This is a genomic window from Collinsella aerofaciens ATCC 25986 (assembly GCF_964237925.1).
In the GTDB taxonomy this organism is placed as follows: Bacteria; Actinomycetota; Coriobacteriia; order Coriobacteriales; family Coriobacteriaceae; genus Collinsella; species Collinsella aerofaciens_BJ.
In genome coordinates this window covers 52,274-69,429 of sequence record NZ_CAXSKI010000005.1, presented here as the reverse complement: position 1 = coordinate 69,429, position 17,156 = coordinate 52,274, and the positions used below count along the sequence as shown (strand labels likewise).

Annotated in this window: 13 protein-coding genes; 6 read left to right on the top strand and 7 right to left on the bottom strand. The window is 59.6% G+C overall.

Going from position 1 to position 17,156, the window contains the following annotated elements; translation table 11 throughout:
* Positions 1 to 120 precede the first annotated feature (120 nt).
* On the bottom strand, positions 121 to 978 hold the full coding sequence (locus tag ACESWY_RS03605; protein ID WP_238057535.1) for a LysR family transcriptional regulator: 858 nt from the start codon (positions 976 to 978) through the stop codon (positions 121 to 123).
* 118 nt (positions 979 to 1,096) lie between these two features.
* Between ACESWY_RS03605 and ACESWY_RS03600 the strand changes: the two genes are divergently transcribed.
* Positions 1,097 to 2,008, top strand: coding sequence for a DMT family transporter (locus ACESWY_RS03600; RefSeq protein WP_373093031.1), 912 nt, complete (start codon positions 1,097 to 1,099; stop codon positions 2,006 to 2,008).
* A 141-nt stretch (positions 2,009 to 2,149) separates the two neighbouring features.
* Complete coding sequence (locus ACESWY_RS03595; protein ID WP_138111865.1) at positions 2,150 to 4,399, top strand: KUP/HAK/KT family potassium transporter; 2,250 nt, start codon at positions 2,150 to 2,152, stop codon at positions 4,397 to 4,399.
* A 79-nt stretch (positions 4,400 to 4,478) separates the two neighbouring features.
* On the opposite strand, the gene bsh is transcribed toward ACESWY_RS03595, so the two are convergent.
* Positions 4,479 to 5,444: a choloylglycine hydrolase gene (bsh, locus tag ACESWY_RS03590; protein WP_138111862.1), complete on the bottom strand. Its 966-nt coding sequence runs from the start codon at positions 5,442 to 5,444 to the stop codon at positions 4,479 to 4,481.
* 131 nt (positions 5,445 to 5,575) lie between these two features.
* Positions 5,576 to 5,995, bottom strand: a complete 420-nt coding sequence (locus ACESWY_RS03585; RefSeq protein ID WP_117746174.1) for a peptide deformylase — start codon at positions 5,993 to 5,995, stop codon at positions 5,576 to 5,578.
* A 193-nt stretch (positions 5,996 to 6,188) separates the two neighbouring features.
* Between ACESWY_RS03585 and ACESWY_RS03580 the strand changes: the two genes are divergently transcribed.
* The 4 genes from ACESWY_RS03580 (at position 6,189) to ACESWY_RS03565 (ending at position 12,412) form a co-directional block, all read left to right on the top strand.
* The gene (locus tag ACESWY_RS03580; protein ID WP_138111859.1) at positions 6,189 to 7,499 is read left to right on the top strand and encodes an NCS2 family permease; all 1,311 of its coding nucleotides are present in this window, start codon (positions 6,189 to 6,191) and stop codon (positions 7,497 to 7,499) included.
* Positions 7,500 to 7,707: 208 nt separating this feature from the next.
* A complete protein-coding gene (locus ACESWY_RS03575) occupies positions 7,708 to 9,483 on the top strand; it encodes a carbohydrate-binding domain-containing protein (protein ID WP_161145036.1) in 1,776 nt (591 codons plus the stop codon).
* Between the two features lie 271 nt (positions 9,484 to 9,754).
* Positions 9,755 to 11,539 carry a carbohydrate-binding domain-containing protein gene (locus ACESWY_RS03570; RefSeq protein ID WP_161115311.1) on the top strand — a complete coding sequence of 595 codons (1,785 nt, stop codon included), beginning with the start codon at positions 9,755 to 9,757 and terminating at the stop codon, positions 11,537 to 11,539.
* 207 nt (positions 11,540 to 11,746) lie between these two features.
* Positions 11,747 to 12,412, top strand: a complete 666-nt coding sequence (locus ACESWY_RS03565; protein WP_117716506.1) for an alpha/beta hydrolase — start codon at positions 11,747 to 11,749, stop codon at positions 12,410 to 12,412.
* Positions 12,413 to 12,473: 61 nt separating this feature from the next.
* Here ACESWY_RS03565 and ACESWY_RS03560 read toward each other — a convergent pair whose 3' ends face one another.
* The 4 genes from ACESWY_RS03560 to ACESWY_RS03545 form a co-directional block, all read right to left on the bottom strand.
* Positions 12,474 to 13,808 (bottom strand): uracil-xanthine permease family protein, encoded by a 1,335-nt coding sequence (locus ACESWY_RS03560; RefSeq protein ID WP_138111850.1) that lies wholly within the window; start codon positions 13,806 to 13,808, stop codon positions 12,474 to 12,476.
* A 123-nt stretch (positions 13,809 to 13,931) separates the two neighbouring features.
* The gene (locus tag ACESWY_RS03555) at positions 13,932 to 15,065 is read right to left on the bottom strand and encodes a 5-methyltetrahydropteroyltriglutamate--homocysteine S-methyltransferase (RefSeq protein ID WP_229025959.1); all 1,134 of its coding nucleotides are present in this window, start codon (positions 15,063 to 15,065) and stop codon (positions 13,932 to 13,934) included.
* A gap of 155 nt (positions 15,066 to 15,220) precedes the next feature.
* On the bottom strand, positions 15,221 to 16,117 hold the full coding sequence (locus tag ACESWY_RS03550) for a LysR family transcriptional regulator (RefSeq protein ID WP_138111844.1): 897 nt from the start codon (positions 16,115 to 16,117) through the stop codon (positions 15,221 to 15,223).
* 10 nt (positions 16,118 to 16,127) lie between these two features.
* A complete protein-coding gene (locus tag ACESWY_RS03545; RefSeq protein ID WP_138375182.1) occupies positions 16,128 to 17,036 on the bottom strand; it encodes an HAD-IIB family hydrolase in 909 nt (302 codons plus the stop codon).
* Positions 17,037 to 17,156 lie beyond the last annotated feature (120 nt).

The following is a 17,156-nucleotide window of genomic DNA, read 5'->3' as shown; positions in this document are numbered from 1 at the left end:
TTGAACCAAGGTTCAATTTAGCAAGCAGTATAGCGCCGTACCTCATTCGAAAGTTCAATTTCATAAGAAAACGTACCGAACTTCGAGATTTGCCCAAAGCGGACAATGACGTGCACGCGTTTAGAGGTATTCAAGGAATCGAGCGGCGGCAAGCGAAACGTCGGCCGTGCGATATATCGCATTGATCTGCCGATGGGGATGCCCCTCGAGCGGACGCACGGCAACATCGAACTGACAGCGGCGCAAGATGAGCGCAGGAAGAACGCTCACGCCCAGGCCATCCTCCACCATAGCCATAATCGCATAGTCATCCCAGGTCGACAGCTTGGAGCGCACCGTCAGCCCCGCCCGACGAAACAGCGGCGTAATCTCATCATCGGTGCCGCGTTCCAGCAGAATAAACTGCTCGTTGGCCAAATCGGCAAGAGAGACGACCTCTTCAGTGGCAAGCAAAGAGTCTGCCGGCACTACCGCCATCAACTCGTCGCGCACCAAAGACCGCGACGTCATGCCATTTTCTCGGGGCTCATGCGGGATAAAGCCCAGATCGCAGCGGCCCTCTGCCACCCATTGTTCAATCTCTGAATAGTCGCCCATCAGCAGCTCGTAATCAATGTCTGGATAATCGGCACGAAAACGAGCAATCACCGGCGGCAGCACGTGGGTCGCCACGCTCGAAAACGTACCGATGCAGATTTTGCCGCGCATGAGCCCACGCATCTCATCCACGCGTCGCTGCAAGCGAACGAATTCCTCGCAGAGCGCCTCGACAGCCGGCATGACCTGTCGCCCGTCAGCAGAAAGAGCCACGCCCTCGCGACTGCGGTCGAGCACCTTAAAGCCCCAATCGGCCTCAAGATCGGCCACCATACGGCTCACGCCCGATTGCGAATAGCTCAGGCGCTCGGCGGCGCGCGTAAAGCTTCCGGCGCGCACTGTCTCGAGCAGCACCTGCATCTTTTGAATATTCGTTTCCACGGCAGTCCTCCATCCTTGCATGAGCTTTTGTCATGTCAGCCATGCATTATATTCGCTTTTCTTCTAAAGCCAGTTCACCCATAGTGAAGTTGCTCGGATATAGAGGGGATGTCAGCGCATGAACAACGGTCTGTTTACGTACTTAGCAGCATTGCTATTGTTTGGCTCCAACGGCATCATCGCCGCTGCCATCGCACTGCCGAGCTCCGATATCGTGCTACTACGCACGTTTTTGGGCGCACTCTCGCTTGTCACCATCCTCGCCATCACCCAACGCCATAAGTTGCAGGCGCCATCTCGCCCCCGCGAAGCCGCAGCCCTCCTCCTCTCGGGAGCCGCGCTGGGCGCCAGCTGGATTTTTCTGTTCCGCGCCTACCAGACGATCGGCGTCGGCGTATCCTCGCTGCTGTACTACTGCGGCCCCATCATTGTCATGGCGCTCTCCCCGCTCATCTTTGGCGAAAAGCTGACCGGAGGCAAAATCGCCGGCTTTATCGCCGTTGCTTGCGGTGCTTTTCTCATTGCAGCGCAAGGTCTAGGCGGCAATATGCCCATTGCGGGTATCGCCTGCGGCATCGCCTCGGCATTTTGCTATGCGCTGATGGTCATCGCTAGCAAGGGTGCGCCACACATCGAAGGCCTCGAGAACTCCACGCTCCAGGTGAGCGCCGCCTTTGTGACCGCACTGGTCCTCACGCTCATCACGCAGGGCGCTCCCTCGTTCCTGTCCGCCGGCGTCGCCGCCAGTATTGATTGGCACGCCGTCGCTATGCTCGGCGTCGTCAACACCGGCATTGGTTGCCTGCTCTACTTTAGCGCCGTCGCCAAGCTGCCCGTCCAGACCGTCGCCGTCGTCGGCCACCTCGAGCCGCTTTCGGCGGTCGTGTTCTCGGCCGCCCTTTTGGGTGAAGCCATAACACCGGTCCGCCTGCTGGGCGCCGCGCTTATCATCGGCGGCGCGATTTTTTGCGAACTCGCCGGCAAACGCGCAAACGCCAAGGCTGGCATCGCCCAGACAGTACGTGCTTAAAAAGCCCCTGCTTTGAAATGCTACCTGCGTAGATAAATAATCCCCAGCTGAGGATTATTGTCTAAAATAACCCGATGTGCCAAACTGCTCTTGTATGTATAAAGACGGCATAAAGATTATCTGTCCTAGACAGATAACCGGATGTCAAAGGGAGTCCACGTGGCACACAACAAACTGGAGGCAAGCCCCCAAGACCAGCGTGGTCAAGGCGGGCACGGAGCCATCCCCCTCTCCGCTGGCATGCTGCTCGTAACGCTCGGCGTCGTCTATGGCGACATCGGCACGAGCCCCATGTACACCATGAAATCAATCGTCGCCAACAACGGCGGCATCGGTACCGTCAGCGAAGACATGATCTTGGGAGCGCTTTCGCTTGTCATCTGGACCATGACGCTCGTGACCACGGTCAAGTACGTGGTTATCGCCATGAAGGCCGATAACCACAACGAGGGCGGCATCTTCGCCCTGTTTAGCTTGGTGCGCAAAGTGGCGCCGTGGCTGATCCTTCCCGCCATGATCGGCGGCGCGGCGCTGCTCGCCGACGGCATCCTCACCCCCGCCGTCACGGTTACCACGGCCATCGAGGGCTTGCGCACTATCGAGTGGGGCCACGCGCTTTTGGGTGACGGCCAGACCAACGTAATCATCATCACCATCATCATTATCTGCGGCCTGTTTGCCATGCAGCGCGCCGGTACCTCGTCGATCGGCAAGCTGTTCGGCCCGCTCATGACGCTGTGGTTCCTGTTCCTGGCAGGCGCCGGCCTGTTCAACATGCTCGGCAACCTGTCCATCTTGCGTGCGCTCAACCCCATCCGCGGCATCATGTTCCTGTTCTCGCCCATCAACCACTCGGGCATTATGGTGCTCGGCTTTGTCTTTCTGTCGACGACCGGCGCCGAGGCCCTCTACTCGGACATGGGCCACGTTGGCAAGGCAAACATCTATGCATCCTGGCCGTTTGTTAAGGCGGCCCTTATCCTCAACTACCTGGGTCAGGGCGCTTGGCTGCTCGCCAATAACTCCAACCCCCAGATGCTCGCGATGGATATCGTCAACCCGTTCTACATGATGCTTCCCGAGCCCCTGCGCCCCTTTGCCATCGTGCTTTCGGCCGTAGCGGCCATCATCGCCTCGCAGGCGCTCATCACCGGCTCGTTCTCGCTGGTATCCGAGGCAACGCGCCTCAACCTTATGCCGCACCTGCGCATCCACTACCCCAGCGACACCAAGGGCCAGCTCTATATTCCGCTCGTCAACAACATCATGTGGGTCGGCTGCATCTTCATCGTGCTGCTGTTCCAGAACTCCGAGCGCATGGAGAGCGCCTACGGCCTCGCCATCACCGTGACCATGCTCATGACCACGACGCTTTTGACGAGCTATATCGCCGGCATCCTCAAGCACAAACTGGGTGCCTGCGTCTTCGCACTGCTCTTTGGCGCCATTGAGCTGTGCTTCTTTGCCTCGTGCCTCACCATGTTCTTTGACGGCGGCTATGTCATGATCTTCTTGGCCGCGCTGCTGTTTGGCCTTATGTACGTGTGGCGCCGCGGCACCGCCATCGAGCGCACGCAGACCATCCTGCTGCCCGTCTCCAAGTACATTGACCAGCTCGACCGCCTGCGCAACGACGAGACCTATCCCGTGCTTGCCGACAACCTGGTGTTCCTCACCAACAGCCCCGACCCGCTCACGCTCGACCGCGATGTGCTCTATTCCATCTTGGATAAGCATCCCAAGCGCGCCAAGGCATACTGGTTCATCAACGTGTACGTTACCGATGAGCCCTATACGCACGAGTATTCCGTCGAGACCTTTGGCACGGACTTCCTGTTCCGCGTGCGCCTGGACCTGGGCTTTAAGGTCAACCAGCGCATCAATGCCTACCTGCGCCAGATCGTTGGCGACCTGATGGCATCGGGTGAGCTGCCGCCGCAGCATCACACCTACTCCATCTACGAGACACGCGGCAACGTGGGCGACTTCCGTTTTTGCATGCTGCGCAAGATGCTCGCCCCCGAAACGGACATCAACCGCAACGACCACCGCGTGATGGCCATCAAGTACGCCGTCCGCCGCGCCTGCGGAAGCCCGGCACGCTGGTACGGTCTAGAGAACTCGGCCATCATCATCGAGTACGTGCCCCTCTTTGCCCGCATGCGCCCGGCAGTCAAACTCGTGCGCACCCAGGTGCCGCTCGAAGTTCAGATCGAGGAAGCCGAGGAAATGGAAGTCGACATCTTCTCGGACGACTTGGTCAACGGCAACGAGGCCGGTAGAAACATGAACGTCGATCCCACCGAGCTGCTCGAGAGCGTCGCCGATACGCCCGAACAGCAACAGCTCGACGGCCTCGAGAGCGAACAACTCAACGACGTCAACTTCTAGTGACGTCACAAATCAACGACAGCGGCCCTGCACCTCACGAGAGACGCAGGGCCGCTTTGCATTGCAGTAAAGCTAGCGGCTACGAACGGCGTGGCTCGGGAACCACGAGCCTATCGGAGCTCGCGCCCTCGGCATCCATCAGGCTCACGTAGCGAATCGACGGATCCCCATACATCGCGTAGTAATAATTGCCCGTGCGCGCGCTAAAGCATCCGGTGTAGATAGTCTTCTCGAACTTGCCATCGCCCATCCTGGACGCTCCCTCGATCATCACCACGCCCTCGAGCGAGCGGAACATGCGAACGACGTTTTCGGTCTCGCTCTCCTTTTGTGGGTAATTGGCATTGAGGTACGCCGCCTTTACAAAACGGCTCGGCGAATAGCAATCGCCCGGAATGCCGCGCATGCCGGCACCGGCTCCATAGGGCTTAAGCTCGGCGCCACGCCATGTCGCCGTCTGCGGAAAATCGCTTGTGGCGGTGATATAGGTGCGGAGGTTTTCCATGTGCCACGGGAAGGTGGGCTGATTGGCGAGGGTGTCGACCGGATCGCCGTATACATGCAGGCCGTCAGCCATCATCTCGACCACGATGCTACGCTGGCTGTCGCCGATAATCCAATGGAGCAGCGACACGCCCAGCCCCTCTCCGGCAGATTTGGCGACAATCACCGTATCGCGCAGCGCAGCCTCGACCTCATCGACCGTCGAGAACGTCGCTGCCACCCACAGGGGAAACTCATAGGCCGCGATATTGGTCTTGCCGTCGACAGGGTCCTCGGCATACTCGGCATAACCCGGGAAATTGAGACCCGCCACGGCAAGGCCTGCATCGTTGCCGCAATCGAAGAACATAGGGTAGTTCTTGTAATCGATGCACATACCGATCACCGCGTGTGCCGCTGTCGCGTCGTCGATAAACGAATACGGAATGTGAAACCCGCGCGGCATCACGCGAACCTGTTGGCCGTAGTCAAAGCTCCAGTCGAGATTGCGGCCCAGATACATGTGGCCAGAATTATCGGTAAATCGAATACTCGTACACATAGCGCCTCCTAGCTTTACGTTCTTGCTAATTTCATTGTCTCCAAACAAAAAGGCGCTAAACACAAAAGCCCGGACATGACAACAATGTCATGCCCGGGCCAAAAGAGACGAAGTGCGGTGCTTTGGTCCCCTTAGACCAACTTTCCAAGACAGTGGTCAATCATGTGTTGAATCATCTGCGCCTCGAAGCCCACAAAGTCCTGCTTGCGCTCGCGCATCTTGCCGTCGACGATCACGTCATAAGCGACCTTGCACTTGATATAGCGCGTGGACTTGGTGACCTCCTCGTGCGTCAGGCAGCTCTCCTCCATCTTGCTGGCACCCAGGCCAAACACCAGACGGGGGTTGTAGAGCACGTGGGGCTCGCCGGCGTCGTCCAGGTAGACGCAGACCTTCTTGGTAACGCCAATCTGGTTAGCGGCAAGGCAGCCGGCATCGTCGAGCGACTTGATGGTATCGATCAGGTCCTGTGCCACCGACTCGTCCTCGACGGTCGCAACCTCGCAACGCTGGGACAGAATAGCCTCGTCGTGGCAGAGCTCTTTAATCATACGTTCCTCCATAGGGGTCGTTGTAACTGTTTAAGTATACGGTACCCACACATTTTCATGCGAAAAATACCGTCTGTCTGCTACAAAGCGCCGAACATCAACATGCGAGGAACATCAGCCTTTCAAAGGCGATATAGTAGTTGAGTTCGTGTCAATCGGCCTAAACTCGGGGCCGAGCAAGGAAAGGGTATGCATGGACGAACTATTTCACGTCAGCGAGCGCAAGTCCACAATCGGGACCGAACTCCGCGCTGGACTGACAACATTCCTGGCGATGGCCTACATCATCGCCGTCAACCCCGCGGTGCTCTCGGGCGCTGGCATCGATGCGGGAGCGCTCGCCTGCGCCACCTGCCTGGGCGCCGGCATCATGACCATCTGCATGGGCATCTTCGCCAACCGCCCGCTCGCCTGCGCGTCGGGCTTAGGCGTCAACGCGATGATCGCTGGAATCACCACCACCGTCTGCGGCGGTGACTGGCACGTGGCCATGAGCGTCATCTTCCTCGAGGGTATCGTCATCTTGCTGCTCGTGCTTTGTGGCCTGCGCGAGGCCATCATGGACGCCATCCCGGTTGTCCTGCGTCACGCCATCTCGGTGGGTCTGGGCCTGTTCATCGCCATGATTGGCCTGTGCGATGCCGGCATTATCACCGCTGGCGCCGGTACACTCGTCGGTCTGGGCGACATCACCTCCCCCACCTTCATCGTCGGCATCATCTCCATCCTGGTGACAGTCGCCCTCGCCTGCCGCAACGTCCCCGGCTCGCTGCTCATCGGCATCGTCGTCGCCGTCATCGCCGGTATCCCCCTAGGTGTGACCCATGCTCCGACCGGTATCATCGCCCCGCTCGACTTCTCGAGCATCGGTGGCCCCATCGCCGACGCCGGCGGCGTGCCCGCCATCGTCAAGGTCCTTACCGACCCCGCGCTCCTCGTCATCTCGTTCTCGCTGCTCATGAGTGACTTCTTCGACACCATGGGCACCGCGATGGCCGTGGCCAAGCAGGGCGAGTTCCTCACCGACGACGGCAACGTCGAGAATATCAAGGAGATCCTGATCGTCGACTCCGCCGCCGCTGCTGTGGGCGGTTTCATGGGTGTCTCCTCCATCACCACCTTCGTCGAGTCCACTTCCGGCGCCGCCGACGGTGGCCGCACGGGCCTCACCTCCGTCACCACCGGCGTGCTGTTCATTCTCGCCGCGTTCTTCTCCCCCATCGTCACCATCGTTTCCAGCGCCGCCACCTGCGGTGCTCTGGTCTACGTCGGCTACCTCATGATGAGCGAGGCCTCCGAGATCGACTGGTCCGACGTGTCGCAGGGTTTCCCGGCGTTCATGATTGTCGCCGGCGTGCCCTTCACCTACTCCATCTCTGCCGGCATTGGCCTAGGCTTTATCGCCTACGTGATCGTCGCGCTCTTTAAGGGCGAGGCCTCCAAGATCAAGCCGCTCATGTGGATCGCAGCTCTCGCCTTCCTCGTCTACTTCTTCGTAGCGTAACGGCATAGTCTGCTAAAACAGAACACCAAAGCGCGGAGTCGCATCGAGCGGCTCCGCGCTTTTCTTTTAAAGCCAGGCAACGCACAGACGCGCGATGTTTTGCTTCCCAAGTTTTGGACATTTTGCCCTCCAAACGGCACTACCGCCGGCTACATCCTGCAGATATGCTGGGCTTAATCGCATAGGCCCTATGAGGATGGGAGTAACCATGGCCGCCTTGTTCACGACCCCCAATCGCAATGACAAAACCTCTGGAGCCCATTTTGTCGAGCCCGACGTGTGCCGTCGCACGCTGCTCGCACACGGCAGCTGGCGCCGCGTGACGCGCCGCATCGTCTGCGGCCTGGCCTGCGCGCTCACGGTGAGCTCGCTGCTCATGCCGAGCGTCTCGCTCGCGGCCGAGTGGGTGGACGTCGGCGGCGTCCGCCACGAAGCGGCCGCGGGGCCCGCGGGAGACGCCGCCGGCACCTGGAGCTGGGACGGCGCCGATGACATGAAGCTCAACGGCTATAACGGCGGCGCGATCGAGGCAGCGGGCAAGCTCAACGTGAGCTACGAGGGCGACAACATCGTCACTAACGGCGACGGCCGCGGCATCAAGGTTAAGGATGGCGCGAACGAGAACGCCGAGCTTAATATTCAGGGCGACGCGTCCAGCACGCTCAACGTGACATCTTCTCGTGACGCCATCACTTCCGTCGGCAGCATCAACATCGACGGCGCTGGCACTGTCAACGCCACGAGCACCGAGCACGATGCCATCGATGCCGGGGGCGATGTCACCATCAAGGGCTCGGGAAACGTTAACGCCACGGGCGATTCGGATGGCATCAGGGCCGACGGCAACATCACGATCGACAACAGCGGAACCGTCACCGCCAAGGCCACCGAGGATCAGGGTATCGATGCTAACGAGAACCTCATCATAAAGGGCGGCGGCAAGGTAGAGGCAAGCTCTATCAAAGACAATGCGATTTGGGCCGACGGCAACATCGAGATCTCGGGTGGCAGCCAGGTCAAGGCAAGCTCCGAGGAAGACGCCACCATCGACGGTAAAAACAGCCTCACGGTCACGAACGCTTCCCTCAACGCAAGTGGCGTTGGGTATGGCATCTATGTCTACAAGGGCATCACGTTCGATGGCGCAACCGTAACGGTCCGTGCAAGTGCAGGGAACGATGAAGCCAGCGCCCTCTTCACCGACGAGGACGACATCGTCATCAAGAACGGCTCGATCGTGGATGCGTTCGCAGAAGGCCAGTTCTCGACCGCAATCTTCACCAGAAACTACTACCCCAACGAAGCGGGTGGTCACATCTACATTAGTGACTCCGTTGTCAAGGCTATAGCCCGCTATGTCGAGTCCGGTAGCGACGGCCCCGATCACTACAGCAACGACCAAAGTGGCGCGGTCATTCCCGAGCATAGGGGCATGAACATCGGCATCTTTGCCCGGACCAAGGAGGGCATCACGCCCGCGACCATCTCGATTGTCCGCAGTAAGGTCACAGCTGAGGGAGACACGGCGGCAATCTTCGCCCTTGCCGTGAGCGCGGACGGCGAGACAATCGGCACCATCGAGATCGAAGGCGCTCCCATACAGACGCCCACAGGCGGCAAGATCATTGGCTATCGCAACAAGGAAGAACTCGATGACGGCATCTTCTACGTGGTGGGTCAAACCATCGGCACGGGCGACGCTGTGATCGACTCCCCCTATAACGAAGCTGTCGCCAAGAGCACGGTCATCGCGCCTCCCGAGGAGATCAAACCCGAGGAGAAGCCAGGCGAGACCAAGCCCGAGGGTTCCAAGTCCGAGGGCACGAAGACGACCAAGACCGTTGCAGTTGCAGCCACGGGAGCAAAGATCGCCGGCAAACTCGCAGCAACCGGCGACGCCTCGAGCGCAGCCATCGTGGCAGCCGCCCTTGCGGGAACAGCCGCCATCGCCGCGGGCGCCGTGGTGAGCCGCAAGCGCTCGTAAACACTTTTTCGCACGGGACGGGTGGATCGCGGCCCTTGCCTTCCTCGTCTACTTCTTCGTAGCGTAAGGGCAAGGCTGCAAAAGCTGAACAATAAAGCGCGGAGTCGCCATGCGGCCCCGCGCTTTTCTTTTAGCGCCGGTCCCTGCGCCGGCGTGCGGCCTATTTCTCCCCCATTTTGGCCATTTTGCCCTCCAAACGGCACTACCGCCGGCAACATCCAGCAGATACGCTGAATCTAGTCGTATAGGCCCTATGAGAACGGGAGCAACCATGGCAGCCTTGTTCACGACCCCCAAACGCAATGACACTACCGCCGGAACCCATGTTGCCGAACCCGACGTTCGCCGTCGCATAGGACTCGCGCACGGCAGCTGGCGCCGCGTGACGCGCCGCATCGTCTGCGGCCTGGCCTGCGCGCTCACGGTGAGCTCGCTGCTCATGCCGAGCGTCTCGCTCGCAGCGGAATGGGTCAAGGTCGGCGGCAACAAGTACAACACCGCGGCGAGCGACGAGGCCGGTACCTGGTCGTGGGACGGCGCCGACGACTTGAAGCTCAACAACTATAACGGCGGCGAGATCCAGGCCGCAGGCAAGCTCAACGTGAATTACTCGGGAACCAACATCGTCACTGCCGAATGGATCGAAAGCATCAACGTTTCTCATGGCACTAACGAGAATGCCGAGCTCAATATCCAAGGCGACGAGGGCGGCACGCTCAGCGTGACATCTACTGAGGACGCTATCCTCACCACGGGTAATATCAACATCGACGGAGCCGGATCCGTCAACGCCACGAGCACTGGGTTTGATGCCATCAATGCCGGAGGTGATCTCGCTATCAAAGGTTCGGGCAACGTCAACGCCACGGGTGCATCGGATGGCATCAGGGCAAACGGCAATATCACGATTGACGACAGCGGAGCCGTCACCGCCAGGGCTACCAAGGACAAGGGTATTGGAGCCGACAAGAACCTCACCATCAAGGGTGGCGGGACGGTCGAGGCAAGCTCAGCCGATGGTGAGGCCCTTTGGAGCGGCGACAATATCAACATCTCGGACGGCAGCCAGGTCAAGGCAAGCTCCGAGGAAGACGCTGCCGTCGAGGCCAAGGGCAGCCTCGCAGCCACAAACGCCTCCCTCAACGTAAACGGTGTTGAATATGGCGTCTATGCCCACAAGGGCATCACCCTCGATCATGCAAACGTGACGGTCCGTGCAAGTAAAGGCAGATACGGTGGCGCCAACGCCCTCTTCACCTACCAGGACGACATCGTCGTCAAGAACGGCTCCACCGTGGACGCGTTTGCGGAAGGCGAGGTTTCGGCTGCATTCTCCACCAGAAACGATCGACCCAACGAGAAGGGCGGCCACATCTACATCAGCGACTCCGTTGTCAAGGCCATAGCCCGCTATGTCGAGAACGGCGACGGCCCCATCCCCTACAGCGAAAACCAAGATGGCGAGACGAGGCGCGAACCCCAAGGCGAGAACATCGGCATCATCGCCCAGACCAGCGAGGGCGTCACACCCGCAGTCATCTCGATCATCCGCAGCAAGGTAACGGCCGAAGGAGATACAGCGGCAATCTTTGCCCGTGCCATGAGCGCTGACGGCAAGACAATCGGCACCATCAAGATTGAGAACGCCGCCATCCAGACGCCCGAAGGCGGCAAGGTCATTGACTATCGCAAGCTCCGTGACGGCATCTACGAGGCAGGCCAAGCCATCGGCACGGGCGACGCCACGGTCGACTCCCTCTATATCAAAGCAGTCGCCAAAAGTACGACCATCGCACCTCCCGAGGTAGCCAAGCCGGAAGACCCCAAGCCCGACGAGACCAAGCCCGCAGAAAGCAAGCCCGCGGAGTCCAAGCAGAACCCCAAGCCTGAGGGCTCAAAGCCGACCAAGGCCGTTGCGGCTTCAACCACGAAAGCCAAGACTACCGGCGTGCTCGCGGCAACCGGCGACACCTCGGGTGCGGCCATCGTGGCAACCGTCCTTGCGGGAACAGCCGCTATCGCCGCAGGCACCATGGCGAGCCGTAAGCGTTCTTAGACGCCTCTGCGCACATGGCAGCTCCCGCGAAGGCCCCGAGCCCCAGCACCGTTTAACAACGCCACCGCCGAGCTCCCCTCCGGCGGTGGCGTTTTCCATATGCGTCCGCAGGGGATGCACGAGATTGTCTTTGGTCTAGCCCAACCGGCATACGCTGGCGTGCGACAATTGGGGCTGCCGATATCACAACACTGAGAGAAGCCCGTCATGGAAGCGCATCAAAAGCAGATAACCGTTTATTCGAATCATACGGAAAGCGCGCCTGTCATCTACCTTCCTGTGGTCGTGGGCGACGGCAGCGAGGTTTATAAGTGTTGCCGAGAGCTCGACTGTCCGCCTTTCGCCCTCGTCACCATTGGCGGGCTCGATTGGAATCGCGAGCTGAGCCCCTGGGCATGCGACGGGACCGTACGCGATGCCGAGCCTTTCGGCGGCCAAGCTGCCGATTTTCTTGATGAGCTGCTGAATCAGATAATCCCCCAGGTCGAGTCGTCGCTTCCTCAGCCGCCCACCTGGCGCGGCATTGCCGGCTACTCGCTCGCGGGCCTCTTCGCACTCTGGTCCCTCTGGCAAACCGACGCCTTTGACCGCGCTGCGAGCGCATCGGGGTCGCTATGGTTTCCCGACTTTGTCGACCGTGCCAGCACGGCCCCTTTTGCCGGCAGCCCGCAAGCCGTCTACCTGTCACTCGGCAAAAAGGAAACCAAGACGCCCAACCGCATGATGCGGCATGTACTCGACGACACACGCGCGATGGAAGCGTTGCTCGTCGAGCGCGGCATTCCAACAACGCTGGAGCTCAACCCCGGCAATCACTTTGCCCAAACCGACTTACGCATGGCCCGCGGCATCCACTGGATACTGACGCATTAAAAATGGTGCCCACACGCATATACGCATGGGCACCATATCTTGTTTTAGCTGAACGCAGCTGCTACTCAGCAGCCTCCTCAAGCTCGGAGACATCAAACTCAAAGTCGTTACCCGGCAGGATGGCGTTGAGCACGATGCCCACCAGTGAGCCCACGGCAATGCCGGACAGCGAAATGGTCACGCCGCCCAGCTCCAACACGATGGCGCCGGCGGTGCTGTACGCGATGCCGAGCGAAAGCACGAGCACCAGCGCGGCAACCAGCACGTTGCGGTTGTTCTGGAAATCGACCTGGTTCTCGATGAGGTTGCGGACGCCCACAGCGCTGATCATGCCGTAGAGCACGAGCGACACACCGCCGATAACGCATGCCGGCATGGCGGCGATGACCGCGGCGAACTTGGGGCAGAACGAAAGCACGATGGCGCAACACGCGGCAATTCGAATTACGCGCGGGTCGAACACGCGCGTCAGGGCGAGCACGCCGGTGTTCTCGCCATACGTAGTGTTGGCCGGAGCGCCAAAGAGCGAAGCCAGAATCGTGGCAAGGCCGTCGCCGAGCAGCGTGCGATGCAGACCGGGATCGGCAATGTAGTTGCGCTCGCAAGTCGAACCGATAGCAGAGATATCGCCGATATGCTCGATCATGGTCGCGAAGGCCAGCGGCATGATGGTGATGATGGCCGTCGTGGCAAGACCGTTATCGAACTGCGGCCCAAAGAGTGCAAACACGGTGTTGTCCCACACGATGGGCAGACCGACCCACGGAGCGGCGGCAACGCCCGAGAAATCAACCTCGCCGAGCGCAGCCGCAACGGCATAGCTCACCACAACGCCCAGCAAAATCGGCACGATCTTGACCATGCCACGGCCCCAGATGTTGCAGATGACGATAACGGCAACGCCAATGACAGCCACAAGCCAGTTGGTCTGGCAGTTAGCAATAGCGGAGCTCGCCAGGATCAGACCGATCGAAATGACGATGGGGCCAGTCACCACCGGCGGGAAGAAACGCATGACACGCTTGGCGCCAAAGGCGCGGAAGAGCGCCGCAAGCACCGGATAAAGCAGGCCGGCGCAAGCAACGCCCAGACAAGCGTAGGGCAAAAGCTCGGTCTCGCCGTTGGGCGCGATTGCGGCATAACCGGCAATAAAGGCAAACGATGAGCCCAAAAATGCCGGCACCTTACCGCGCGACAGGAAGTGGAACAGCAGCGTGCCCAAACCGGCAAACAAAAGCGTTGCCGAAACCGAGAGACCGGTGAGCACGGGCACCAGCACGGTGGCGCCAAACATGGCAAACAGGTGCTGCAGACCGAGCAAAAACATGCGCGGGCGGCCGAGCGACGATGCGTCGTAGATGGCATCGCTGGCGGCGGGCGTCGAGGACTGGGACATGAGAGTCCTTTCAAAATGGAAGGGCGCTCGAGCATAGCGGATTACCTGCCCGAACGATACGATCCGAACCATTGTACGCGATGCGCCATGTCTCGCACGCGCCGTCACCTGCGAACGTTACCGCTATTTCCAAACGCGCTCGGCAATACGCTTGACCAGCGCGATCTTTGCCCATTGCTCGTCCTCGGTCAGCTTGTTGCCAATCTCGCAGCTGGCAAAGCCGCACTGCGGAGACAGATACAGGTTCTCGAGCGGAACATACTTTGCAGCCTCGTGAATACGCTCGACGATGGCATCCTCGTCCTCAAGCTCAGCGGCCTTGGTGGTCACCAGGCCCAACACGACCTTCTTGCCAGGGGCAACGTACCTCAACGGCTCAAAACCGCCGGCGCGCGGCGTATCGAACTCCAGGTAAAATGCGTCAACATCCTCGTTTGCGAACAGGTATGGCGCGATGGGGTCATAGCCACCCTCGAAGGCATAGGTAGAGTGGTAGTTACCGCGGCACACATGCGTGTTAATGACCAGGTCGTCGGGCTTGCCCTCGATAGCGGCGTTGTTGAGCGCCACGCCCAGCTCACTCACCTTTTGCAGATCAACCGGGCTCATGCCGGTCTTGGACACAAAGTCGGTATCGCAATAGATGCCCCAGGTGCAGTCATCAAACTGGATGTTGCGGCAGCCTGCAGCGTACAGGTCGGCGATCACCGTACGATAAGCGGCTGCGATGGCGTCGGCAAGTTCCTCATCGGTCTTATAGACAGCGCGCAGGCTCTCCTGCTGGCCATCGCAGCGGTCGAGCGTGACCTCAGAGAACGTCTGGATAGGCGCCGGGATGGTCTGGCGTGCAACGTGGTCCTCGCCCTCAAGTGCCTTGACAAACTTAAAGTGCTCGACGAAGGGGTGGTTCTCGCCGCTGATGGAGCCAGTCACCACGGCGGTATCGGCCGTGGTCTCCTCGTCGTGGAACATATATCCCGTACGCGAGGTGCGACGCTCGACGCCGTTCAGCCCCCACATAAAATCGAGGTGCCAGTAGCTGCGGCGAAACTCGCCATCGGTGATGACCTGCAGGCCGGCGGCCTTCTGCTTTGCCACCAAATCGCGAATAGCATCGTCCTCGACGGCCTTAAGGCCGGAAGCGTCAAGTTTACCCGCGACATAGGCGGCACGGGCATCCTTTACAGCCTGCGGACGAAGAAAACTGCCGACGATATCGGCGCGAAACGGCGCGTTCGGTTGAATCGAAGTGCTCATAGATATCTCCCTTTGCATTGGTTGCTTTACTGGGACAGAGTATGAGCGCTCATATGGCCATCGTAAAATATACGTTTATAACAGTTTGATATAGATGCTTCCTATATCAGTCTGGACTGTCATAAAGAGACTTGAACCGTGCGGAGCACAGCAGCCTAGATATGCTGACGAATCGCGTCGATATAGGCCCGACCGTAGCGCGTGAGCGTCGTGTTCTTGCGCGTAATAATGCCGATCTCCATGTACTCGTCCACGTCGAGCGGAATCGAGATAATGCCGGGGCCGTTGAGCTCGTGGCTGATCACGCCCGAGCATACCGTGTAGCCGTTGAGGCCCATGGCCAAATTGAACAGCGTCGCACGGTCACGCACGCGGATATTCTTGCGACGCTCAAAGGTCGAGGTCAGCTCCTCGGAATAATAAAACGAGTTATAGCTGCCCTGCTCGTAGGACAGGAACGGGTAGTCTTCCAGATCCTCGAGCGTCACGCTGGAGCGGCCCGCCAGCGGATGGTCGGCGCAGACGAAGACATGCGGCGTGGCGCAGAAGAGCCCTTCGAACACGAGCTCGTTGGCCACCAGCATGCGCTCGATGACCTCGCGATTGTGCTCCGACAGATACAGGATGCCCAGCTCGCTTTTCATATGCGCGACATCCTCGATAATCTCGTGGGTCTGCTCCTCGCGCAGGGTAAAGTCGTAGCGCGCGGCATCGAACTCGCGGATCACATCGACAAACGCATTAACGGCAAAGGAATAATGCTGGCAGCTCACACTAAAGTGCGGCACCTGCTCGGACGTACCTTTGTACTTGCCCTCGAGCAGGTCGGCCTGGTCGAGCACCTGGCGCGCGTACCCCAAGAAGGTCTCGCCCTCCTCGGACACAATGACACCCTTGTTGGTGCGCTCAAAGATATGCACACCCATCTCGTTTTCGAGATCGCGGATCGACGCGGTAATCGAAGGCTGCGACACAAAGAGCCGGCGCGAGGCCTCGGTGATGCTGCCGCATTCGGCAACTTTGACGACATATCTGAGTTGCTGGAGCTTCATGGCTTTCTCCCTAGACGTTCGTGACGTCAAAACCCGCCGTGTCCATTTGGCTCATAAACGACGGCATCTCCCCCGTCGCGGCGCAGGCGGCAATCTGATGCAGAGCCCCGGCAACCGCATCATCTGCCGCAGCGCCAATATGCCAGCGTGCGGCAGCCGTGACGGCCTCGTTGGCATTGGCGACTGCAACGGAGTTAGGAACGGCATCGATCATGGGCAAATCGTTATCGGAATCGCCAAATACGGCCACCTCGTCGGGCGTCAGGCCCAAAGCGCGCGCCAGCTCCAGCGCAGCGCAGCCCTTGTCCCAGCCGGTCGGAAGAACGTCGAACAGGCGCACGCGGTTGTTGGGAAACACGAGTGAGAGCTCCGGCACCTCAGCGGCAACACGCTCGCGCAGCTCGGCGAGCTCCTCGCGCGAACGGGCACTCCAGATATTCGCCTTGTATACCGGGGCATCGTCAACGACAGGACGACAGGGAGCCTCTTCGCCCTTGAGCCACGCGTTGCCGCCTGACTTCATGGCGCGACGCACACGCTCGGGATCGCTTGTCACGCAATAGGCATCGTTATTCCAAAAGTCATCACCCAGACGGTAGACCTTCAAATACGTATCGTCGGTCTCCTGTTCAAAATAATCGGCTAAGCGCATAAGGACATCGTTATCGATTGCGCGCGAAGCGACTACTTCGCCATCGACAAACATCACCTGGCCGTTGCAAAACGCACCGGTCGAGAAGCACTCGGAGCGATTGCGGAACATCCAGCCCATCGCGGACGGCTGACGACCCGAAACCGGCCCAAAGTGCAAACCCGCCGCCTGCATGGCATGAATACCCTCAATGGCGTAGTCGCTGGCGCCGTCATGCCCGGCTGGAATCAGTGTATCGTCCATATCGGTCAGCACAAGTTTGATCATAAGGTCCCCTCGGTCATTCTTAATCCCATCTATTGTACCGACCTGCCAAAAAGGGACAGGTTTATTTCGGCAGGTTTCATCTGGGAAAACGCAAAGTCCCAGTTGTTACCTGCCAAAATA